This is a genomic window from Streptomyces panacea (genome assembly GCF_040560175.1).
Taxonomy (GTDB): domain Bacteria; phylum Actinomycetota; class Actinomycetes; order Streptomycetales; family Streptomycetaceae; genus Streptomyces; species Streptomyces panacea.
Map to the genome: position 1 here is coordinate 1 of NZ_JARJHW010000241.1, position 9,656 is coordinate 9,656.

General features: G+C 72.5%; 9 protein-coding genes. 8 read left to right on the forward strand and 1 reads right to left on the reverse strand.

Translation table 11 applies throughout. From position 1 onward, the window contains the following. From P3L51_RS32975 to P3L51_RS32985, 3 genes are all read left to right on the forward strand, one after another. On the forward strand, positions 1 to 245 hold a 245-nt coding region (locus P3L51_RS32975; RefSeq protein ID WP_354609020.1), incomplete at its 5' end, for an oligopeptide/dipeptide ABC transporter ATP-binding protein. Then, positions 229 to 1,347 carry an ABC transporter ATP-binding protein gene (locus tag P3L51_RS32980; RefSeq protein WP_354609021.1) on the forward strand — a complete coding sequence of 373 codons (1,119 nt, stop codon included), beginning with the start codon at positions 229 to 231 and terminating at the stop codon, positions 1,345 to 1,347. The genes P3L51_RS32975 and P3L51_RS32980, both read left to right, overlap by 17 nt. 237 nt (positions 1,348 to 1,584) lie before the next feature. Beyond that, positions 1,585 to 2,673, forward strand: coding sequence for a hypothetical protein (locus P3L51_RS32985; RefSeq protein WP_354609022.1), 1,089 nt, complete (start codon positions 1,585 to 1,587; stop codon positions 2,671 to 2,673). Between the two features lie 51 nt (positions 2,674 to 2,724). On the opposite strand, the gene P3L51_RS32990 is transcribed toward P3L51_RS32985, so the two are convergent. Beyond that, positions 2,725 to 4,980 (reverse strand): S9 family peptidase, encoded by a 2,256-nt coding sequence (locus P3L51_RS32990; RefSeq protein WP_354609023.1) that lies wholly within the window; start codon positions 4,978 to 4,980, stop codon positions 2,725 to 2,727. Positions 4,981 to 5,160: 180 nt separating this feature from the next. Between P3L51_RS32990 and P3L51_RS32995 the strand changes: the two genes are divergently transcribed. The 5 genes from P3L51_RS32995 to P3L51_RS33015 form a co-directional block, all read left to right on the forward strand. After that, complete coding sequence (locus P3L51_RS32995; protein ID WP_354609024.1) at positions 5,161 to 5,355, forward strand: hypothetical protein; 195 nt, start codon at positions 5,161 to 5,163, stop codon at positions 5,353 to 5,355. Positions 5,356 to 5,428: 73 nt separating this feature from the next. Continuing rightward, positions 5,429 to 6,331, forward strand: a complete 903-nt coding sequence (mshB, locus tag P3L51_RS33000; RefSeq protein WP_354609025.1) for an N-acetyl-1-D-myo-inositol-2-amino-2-deoxy-alpha-D-glucopyranoside deacetylase — start codon at positions 5,429 to 5,431, stop codon at positions 6,329 to 6,331. Beyond that, on the forward strand, positions 6,328 to 6,804 hold the full coding sequence (locus P3L51_RS33005; RefSeq protein ID WP_354609026.1) for a DUF6113 family protein: 477 nt from the start codon (positions 6,328 to 6,330) through the stop codon (positions 6,802 to 6,804). The genes mshB and P3L51_RS33005 overlap by 4 nt, the downstream gene beginning before the upstream one ends. Positions 6,805 to 7,009: 205 nt before the next feature. Beyond that, on the forward strand, positions 7,010 to 9,115 hold the full coding sequence (locus P3L51_RS33010; RefSeq protein WP_354609027.1) for a peptidoglycan binding domain-containing protein: 2,106 nt from the start codon (positions 7,010 to 7,012) through the stop codon (positions 9,113 to 9,115). Positions 9,116 to 9,439: 324 nt separating this feature from the next. Continuing rightward, positions 9,440 to 9,656 (forward strand): hypothetical protein (locus tag P3L51_RS33015; RefSeq protein WP_354609028.1); only part of this gene is annotated, 217 nt, incomplete at its 3' end.

Below are 9,656 nucleotides of genomic sequence, written 5' to 3' on the forward strand. Positions count from 1 at the left end.
ACCCCTACACCCGCGGTCTGCTCGACTCCATTCCCCGGCTCGACCAGAAGGGCCGGGACCTGTACGCGATCAAGGGCCTGCCGCCCAACCTGCTGCGCATCCCGCCCGGTTGCGCCTTCAACCCGCGCTGCCCGCGGGCGCAGGACATCTGCCGTACGGACGTGCCGCCGCTCTTCGAGGTCGACGAGAACCGGCACAGCGCCTGCTTCTTCTGGAGGGAGACTCTCGATGACGTCGACGTCTGAGCCCGCTGAGCCCATTCTGGAAGTACGCGACCTGGTGAAGCACTTCCCGCTCACCCAGGGCATCCTCTTCAAGCGGCAGATCGGGGCGGTCAAGGCGGTCGACGGCGTCTCCTTCGACCTGACGGCCGGCGAGACGCTGGGCGTCGTGGGCGAGTCCGGCTGCGGCAAGTCGACCGTGGCGCGGATGCTCGTCAACCTGGAGCGGCCGACGTCGGGGGAGATCCGCTACAAGGGCGAGGAGATCACCCGGCTGTCGGGCCGCGCGCTGAAAACCGTACGGCGCAACATCCAGATGGTCTTCCAGGACCCGTACACCTCGCTCAACCCGCGTATGACGGTCGGCGACATCATCGGCGAGCCCTTCGACATCCACCCCGAGGTGGCGCCGAAGGGCGACCGGCGCCGGAGGGTGCAGGACCTGCTCGACGTGGTCGGGCTCAACCCGGAGTACATCAACCGCTATCCGCACCAGTTCTCCGGCGGCCAGCGCCAGCGCATCGGCATCGCGCGCGGGCTGGCGCTGCGGCCGGAGGTCATCGTCGCCGACGAACCGGTCTCGGCCCTCGACGTGTCCGTGCAGGCGCAGGTCATCAACCTGATGGAACGCCTCCAGAACGAGTTCGGCCTGAGTTACGTCTTCATCGCGCACGACCTGTCGATCGTCCGGCACATCTCCGACCGGGTCGGGGTGATGTATCTGGGACGGATCATCGAGATCGGCACGGACACCCAGATCTACGACCACCCCACCCATCCCTACACGCAGGCGCTGCTCTCCGCGGTGCCGGTGCCCGACCCGGCGGCCCGTGAGGGCCGCGAGCGGATCATCCTGACCGGCGAGGTGCCCTCGCCGGCGCATCCGCCGTCCGGCTGCCGGTTCCGTACGCGGTGCTGGAAGGCGCAGGAGCGGTGCGCGCTGGAGGTGCCGCTGCTCGCCGTGCCCGCGGTCTTCCGGGGGACGGAGGGGCCGGCGGAGCACGACTCGGCGTGTCACTTCGCCGAGGAACGGCAGGTGGTGGCGAGGACGGCCGGGCCCGGAGAGGCGCGCGGGGACGGTGGCGAGCACGGGGAGCATGGTCCGGATCCGGACAAGGAGACGTGATTGAGACGTCGGGTCCGTTGACACGCAGGAAACTTCGCCGACGCTTCGCCGATATACGGACGGGCCACATTGGTCGACGTACGGCCGTGCGGGTGCCGTTGGACCGGCCGGGATCCTGAGGTCCCGGCCGGTCGCCCGCAGCGCGGGGATCCACGCGCCGGATCTGCGCGCCGGAGTCATGGGGCGGGGGCGTCCGGTGGCCTTGTTCCCGGCGCGTTTCACCGGGACCATCGCGGTGTGATATTCACCCGCGGGGCCAGGATCACCGGCGCGGTGCTGTGCGCCGCGCTCGCCGTCGTCGCCGCCGCGTGGATCGTGCGGGACCTCAGGGTGACGGACGGGCCCGTCGATCTGTGGTGGTCCTGGACGGACCCGGGCAGCGGCCGGGCCGCAGCCCCGCCCGCGACCTCTCCGCTGGACCCCGTGCTGCTGGTCGTGTACGCGGTCGTGGCCGTCGCCGTCGTGCGCTCGGCGGTCGCCGCCTCCGCGCTCGTCGCCACCGGCGTCCTCACCCTCGCCGTCCGGCTGCCGGCGCTCTGGGTGCTCGGCTCGTCCTGGATGGACGGACGGGCCCCGGAGGAGCTGCGTACCCGCGCGCTGTTCTGCGCCTTCGGCGTTCTCGGGGCGGGCGTCGCGCTGCTCATCACGGCCGTGGCCGGGCGCAGGCCGCCGGACTCCGCGTACGCGCTGACACCGACACGGCCCACGCAGGGCGTCTCCGTGGCCGCCTTCCTGCTGCTGGGCGCCGCGGCGGGCATCTGGGCCGCCTGGGAGGTCTATTGGGGGCAGCGGCTGGGCCTCGACGGCTATCTCGACCGGGTCACCGGCGAGTCGGTCCTGATGCCGCTCCTCGGTACGCCGCCCGGCTGGCTGAACGCGTCGATCGTGCCGCTCTGCCTCACGGCGGCCGTCGGGGCGCTCTTCCACGCACCGTTCTCACGTCCGCTCGGCATGGTCGCGGCGGCGCTGCTGGTGGGCGTCGGCGGCCCGGCTCTGGCGAGGGCCCTGCGGTACGAACTGCTGGACCACTTCGGTGAGTTGGCAACGATTGAACAACTTTCCCTCGTCAGCCTGCTGTTCGGGCTCGGCGCGGGCTGCCTGGCGCTGATCGCGCTCGCCCGTAAGGGGGAGGGGGACGTGCCGGGGGCCGGGCCGTTCGGGCCTGCGTGGGGGCATCACGAGCCGGAGAGGTACGGGCAGGGGTACGGGTATCCGGCGGGCGGTGGCGGCGGTGGCTACGGCGGCGGCGGACACGGAGGACGGGGCGGACAGGGTGGCGGCGGGTTCGGCCCGCCGCCACCCTCGTCGCCGCCGCCCGGCTGGTGACGGCTCTCCGGCCGGGCGTACGGCGCGACGCGACCATGTCCGGACCGTGTTCTACGGCATCCCGAGCGAACGCTTCAGGAAGTCCACCTGGAGCAGCAGCAGATTCTCCGCGATCTGCTCCTGCGGCGTCATGTGCGTCACCCCGGTGAGGGGCAGGACCTCGTGCGGCCGACCCGCCGACAGCAGCGCCGACGACAGCCGCAGCGTGTGCGTCATCACGACGTTGTCATCGGCCAGACCATGGATGATCATCATCGGCCGCACCGGACTCGCGGGCTCGGCGAGCCCGTCGTCGGTGACCAGCGAGTTGACCGCGTACACCTCCGCCGCCTCCGCCGGATCGCCCAGATACCGCTCCGTGTAGTGGGTGTCGTACAGCCGCCAGTCGGTCACCGGGGCGCCCGCGATCGCCGCGTGGAAGACGTCGGGGCGGCGCAGCGCGGCGAGTCCGGCGAGGTAACCGCCGTACGACCAGCCGCGGATGGCCACGCGCGACTGATCCAGCGGGAACCGCTCGGCGAGTGCCTGGAGCGCTTCGATCTGGTCGTCCAGCGTCAGCGGCAGATTGCCCTTCACCGCCTTCTCCCAGCCGGGGGAGCGGCCCGGACTGCCCCGGCCGTCCGCGACGACGACGGCGAAGCCCTGGTCGGCGAACCACTGGGACGTGAGGTACGGATTGTGCGCCGCCACCACGCGCTGGCCGTGCGGGCCCGCGTAGGGATCCAGCAGCACCGGAAGCGGACCGTCCGCCTCCTGATACTCCGTGGGGAGCAGAACGGCGCACGGAATTCGGTGTGCGCCCCCCTCTGTGAGCTGTACGCGCGGGGTGAGATTCGGCTGCTGCGCGTACGAGGTGACGACAGCGAGCTGTTTGCCCTCCCGCACCACCTGCACCGCCGTTCCGCTGACGTCGGGACGGGCCGAGGCCAGCACCATGACGCCGCCCGCGCGGACGGCGGTGTGCACGCCCGCGCCCTCCGAAACGCGCTCGGGGCCCCACGCGCGGACCTCCTCGGCCTCGCCCGCCCCTTCCGGCCCGCCGTCGTGGTCCCCGTAGGGGACCCGGTAGACATGGATCTCACCGGTCTCGGGCGCCTCGGCGGTCTCACCCGCCGCCGCCGACACCAGCACGTCGTGCTCGCCGATGTCCAGCACCGCGCGCAGCTGCAACTCCGGCCCGGTCAGTGCCCGGTCACCGACGACCAGCACGCGCGCGCCGCCCTCGGGTCCCGTGCCGTGCTCGCCGTCCGTGCCGTCCGTGCCGTTCTCGCCGTGCTCGCCGGCCGGGGTGTCCACTATCCGCACCAGCTCGCCGCCGGGCGTCAAAGCCGGTACACCGGCGAAAAGTTCAAGCCAAGCCGGGTCGGTCTCCTCGCGCAGGAGCCGCGTCTCACCGGTCGCCGTGTCGATCGACAGACAGCGCTGGGAGCGCTGGTGCCGCTCCTGCACGAGCATCAACGGCTCGCCCGCCGACGACCAGTGGACGGCCGCGAGATACGGCGAGGTGGCCCGGTCCCAGAACACCTCCGTACGCGAACCGTCGAGGCCGATCAGATAAAGCCGCACGTCAGCATTGGGTGTACCGGCCGAGGGATAGGCGATCGTCGACGGTTCGCGGTCGGGGTGCGCGGGGTCGGCGATCCACCAGCGCTGTACGTCCGCCCCGTCGACCCGCGCGACCAGCAGCCGGTCCGACTCCGGCGACCACCAGAATCCGCGCGACCGGTTCATCTCCTCGGCAGCGATGAATTCGGCCAGACCGTACGTCGTCTGCCCGTCCTCCGGCACCGCCAGCGCACGGTCGCCGTCCCCCTCGGCGCCCGTCACCCGCAGCGTGCCCCCGGCCACATAGGCGATGTGCCGCCCGTCGGGCGACGGCCTCGGGTCGATCACCGGCCCCGGTACGGGCAGTTCGCGCGCCGTCCCGGCGCGCAGTTCGGCGGTGAACAGCCGCCCCGACAGGGCGAAGGCCGCCAACTCGGCGGCGCCGTCCACCGCGTAGCCGACGATGCCCGCCGACCCCTCGCGGCTCCGCTCCCGGCGGGCGCGCTCCTCGGCCGAGAGCTCCTCCGGTGTGCCCGCCAGCAGGTCCCCCGGGTCGGCGGCGATCCGTTCGCGCGCCGTACCCGATCTGTCGTCGAGATCGAGCACCCACAGGCGGTTCGTACGGTCCGTTCCTGAGGCGGAACGGAGGAAGACCACCCGCGAACCGTCGGGGGACACCGTGAAGGCGCGCGGAGCACCGAGCGTGAACCGCTGGGTCCTTGCGTACTGGCGAGGAAAGGAGAGTTGTTGCCTCGAGGTCATACGACCGAACCTAGCGTCCGTCCCAGCCGTTCGTGCGCCCCCATGTGCTGCCGTGCACCGATCGATGCGTTCCGGCGGATAGTTATGATCCATAGCGCCAAGTGGGTATGTACCCGCCGGCACATGCGTGTTGCCTGTCCCGCTCGAATATCCGCCGAACATCTGTGGAGGTGAACCGCCGTGGCACTCTCGATTTCGGCGGTGGTGCTGCTGGCGATCGTTGTCGTCCTTTTGGTCCGGAAATCCGGACTGAAGGGTGGACACGCGTTGGTCTGCGTATTACTCGGTTTCTACCTGGCCAGCTCCTCGGTGGCCCCCACGATCAGCGACCTCACCACGAACGTGGCGGGGATGATCGGCGACCTCCAGTTCTAGGGGGTGTCCCGGAGCCCGTTCCGCGTCCGCGGCCCGGGCGTGCCCGTTAGGGCCCGCCTCGTACGCTGTGCGCATGACCGATCCTCCCGACCGTCGTCTGCTCCTGGTCCACGCGCACCCCGACGACGAGTCGATCAACAACGGCGCCACGATGGCCAGGTACGCGGCCGAGGGCACCCAGGTCACTTTGGTGACCTGCACACTCGGTGAGGAGGGCGAGGTCATCCCGCCCTCGCTCGCCCATCTCGCGCCCGGCGGCGAGCCGACGGGCGGCTTCAGCGCGCTCGGGGCCCACCGCGACGGTGAACTCGCCGCGGCGATGCGAGAGCTCGGCGTCGGCGACCACCGGCTGCTGGGCGGCCGGGGGCGGTTCAGGGACTCCGGGATGATGGGCTTCCCGCAGAACGACCACGAGGGCGCCTTCTGGGGCGCGGACGTGGACGGCGCCGCCGCGTACCTCGTGGAGGTGATTCGTACCGTACGGCCGCAGGTGCTGGTGACGTACGACCCCCGCGGCGGCTACGGCCACCCCGACCACATCCAGGCCCATCGCGTCGCCACGCGCGCCGCCGAACTGGCCGCGGACGGTCACTTCCGTCCCGGACTCGGCGCCCCGCACACGATCGCGAAGATCTACTGGAACCGGGTGCCGCGCTCGGCCGCCGAGGAGGGGTTCGACCGGCTGCGCGCCGCCGGGCCGGGCTTCGCGGGCGTGGCGGACATCGACGACGTCCCCGGTGTGGTGGACGACGACGAGATCACGGCGGAGATCGACGGGAGGGCGTACGCGGCGCACAAGGCCGCCGCGATGCGCGCCCACGAGACCCAGATCGTCGTGGACGGGGCCTTCTTCGCACTCTCCAACGGCCTTGGACAGCCGCTTTTCAGCACGGAGTACTACCAGTTGGTGCGGGGCGCCTCCGGCGCGGACGCGGGCGTACGCGAGACGGATCTCTTCGCCGGGGTGGGCGAGTGAGCGGGCGCCAGGGCGGCGGGAGCCGCCCGAAGGCGACGGGCGGGGCCACGAGAGCCGGTGCGGGGGCCGGCGGCGGCGAGCCCGGCGCGTGGCTCGCGTCCCCGCCCAGACCCGGGCGCATCGCCGCCTACCTCGGGCTTCTGGTCCTCGGGGCGGTGGTCGGCACGGCGGGCTCGCTCGTGCAGGCCGGCTGGTTCCCCGGCGGCCTCGTCCTCGCGCTGGTCGGCTCCGCGGGCCTCTTCTACGGAGGCCGGACCGCCACCGGAACCTCGTTCGGCGTCGGCGCTCCCGCGGCGGGCTGGCTGATCGCCGTCATCGTGCTCAGTCTTGGCCGTCCGGAGGGCGACGGCATCTTCGCCGCGGGCCTGGGACCGGTCGTCTATCTGCTCGGAGGTGCGGTGGTGGCTGTGATGTGTGCCACCATGTCGCGGTCACCGCAACCGGCCACGGAGTCCGGCCGACTTGGAAAGTGACGCGCCCGTCCGGTAGCTGTCGGCCCGAATTGACCCCGTCCGTACGGTCGGTGGAATAAACGCTTCCCCCGGTCGTCGGGTGCGGTCCGGCGCAGGACAGTATGGTGGTGCGCGCTCCGGGCCGTCCCCTGGCCTCCGGCTTGGGGACCCACACGGTCGAGTACCAGTAAGAACGGGCGGCGGAGCCAACCCGGGAGAACCTGCTTTGAGTCGTGAAACTGACAGTTCGTCCTCCGGGCCCCAGGGGCGCGGCGGAGCCGCGTACCCCTCGGGGACACCGCCGTACGGATCCCGCCAGTATCCGTCGCTGCACCCTGAACAGGACGCTCCGGAGGAGAGAGACGAGGCCCCGGCACAGCCGGACGAGCCGAAGACCGAGACAACGCTGACCACACGCATCCGGATCAACATCCCGGGTTCGCGGCCGATTCCGCCCGTCGTCATGCGTACGCCCATGAGCGACACGGACAGTGGCCCGTCCGGATCGGGCGGACCCACTGGTCCGGCCGCGCAGGCGGGCCGGGGTGCCTCGGACGACACCGGCGGCGCGCCGCGTACCGGCACCGCACCCGACACGGGTGCGACCGACGAGGACGCGCCGGCGGGCGACAAGCCCCCGACGAGCGACTGGTTCGCGCCGCGCAAGCCCTCGACCGGGGGCACGCTCGGCGGGGCGATGGGCGCCGGCGCGGCGGCGACCGCGCCCGGCCCGGCCGTCCCCGGGCCCGACACCCGGGGTGGCGCGGGCGTGCCACGCCCACCGGCCCCCGGAGGGAACGCCTTCATGCCGCCCGGCAGCGGCAGCACACCGGCGTTCGGTGTCGGCGCGCCCGACGGACCGACCTCGGGCCCGGCGAGCGGCACGTCGTCGCTCGCCTTCCTGGACCTGCCGTCGGGCGCCGACCTGGGCGCTCTGGCCGGTCCCTCGGGACCGGCGGGACCGGCCGGTCGCGACGACCGGGACGACCGCGGCGGACCGCCGCGCATGTCCGACGACACGGCCATACTGACCCCGCAGACGCCCGCCCCCGAGCCTCCGGGCGGGCCGGGCACCCACGTGTCCGGCGACACGCTCACCAGTGGCATCCCGGTGGTGCCCTCGGACAGCCGCTCCCCGTTCCCGCCCGCCGGTGTCCAGCCGGGCCAGGGCCCTGTGCCGCGGTTCAAGGACGGCCAACCGCCCGCACCTCCCGGCCCGTCGGCCGGCGGCCCCATGTCCGCGGGGCCCTCGTCCCACGGCGGCGGCAACCCCGACTTCTCGTCGCCGGGCTTCCCCGGCCCCGCGGGACCGGGATCCGCCACTCCCGCGGGCCCCGGCTCGCGCCCGGCACCCGCGCGCACGGCGAGCCCGCCTCCCAAGAAGAAGGGCCGCTCCAAGCTGATGGGCGTCGGCGTGGGCATCGTCACGCTGGTCGCCATCGCCTACGGCGCCGGGCTGCTCCTGAACCACTCCGACGTACCGAAGGGCACCACCGTCCTCGGCGTGGACATCGGCGGCGGCACCCGCGACGACGCGGTCGACAAGCTGGAGGGGACGCTCGGCAAGCGTTCGACCGCGCCGCTCCAGCTGTCCGTCGGCGGCAAGAAGGAGGAGCTCGGCCCCGACAAGGCGGGGCTCAGCCTCGACAGCCAGGCGACGGTCCGCAACGCGGCGGGCAGCGACTACAACCCGGTCTCCGTGATCGGCTCACTCTTCGGCGGCGAACGTGTCACCGAACCGGTGATCCCGGTCGACGAGGAGAAGCTGCGCGTCGCCCTCACGGACCTCGCGGGCGACTCGGGCTCGGCGGCCGACGGGACGATCAAGTTCGAACCGGGCAAGGCCGTCCCCGTACCGGGCAAGGCGGGCAAGGCACTTGACGTCGAGCGCTCGATGATCTCGGTACGGGACGCCTATCGCGCCCAGGTCGAGACGGGCAAGCCCAACAGCGTCGAACTGCCCATCAGCAGCCGCGAACCGACGATCGATCAGGCCGAACTCGACCGCGCGATGAAGGACTTCGCGGAACCGGCGATGTCGGGCCTGATCACGATCAACGCGGGCGGCCGGCAGATCCAGTTCGGTCCCGACCGGTCACTGCCGCAGATCCTCTCCATGAAGGCGATCGACGGAAAACTGGTCGAGGTCTACGACAGGGCGGCGATCGAGAAGCTGCTCGACGGCGTCTTCGAGGGCCTGACGATCACGAAGGGCGACGGCAAGGAACACCCCCTGTCGGCGGCGGACGTGGCCCAGGCGATGCAGAAGCCCCTGCTGGGCAAGACCCCGGCGGAACGTACGGCGGAGATCGACCTCGACCCCCAGGGTTAGCCCACCGCCACGACGCGACACACGGCCCGCCCTCACTGCCGGACCCCGGCGGCGAGGGCGGGCCTTCGCCGTGGGCCGGGACGCGGCGCATCGGCCGTCGTGGGGCGCCGCGTACGGCCCCAGACGCACGTCGGAGTCCGGCACGAGCCGGGCGTCCGCCGGGCTGTGTCCGTGAGGCCCGGGGGGTCGTGCGGACGGGTCCCGTGCGGCGTCCGAGGCTGACGATGCCCCGCCGGGCGGTCCCGGTCGGCTCGCCCGGTGCGAGCCGTGGTTCCGTCTCGCGGCGGACGGTGTCGTGCTGTGTGGGTGGCACGAGGTGTGTCCGTGACCGCCTGGCGGGTCGTGCGGACGCGGCCCGTGCGGCGTCCGAGGTCCGAGGTCCACACGACCCACCAGGTGGTCCAGGGCGGTACGCCCGGCCACGAGTCGTGGGCGCCGCTCGCGGGCAGCCGAGGGCATGTGGTTACGCGCCCGTTCGGCGTCACGCGGCCCCCGGGCACTCCGGCCCGGGTTCAGGTGTCGGCGCGCCGTCCGGGCTGTC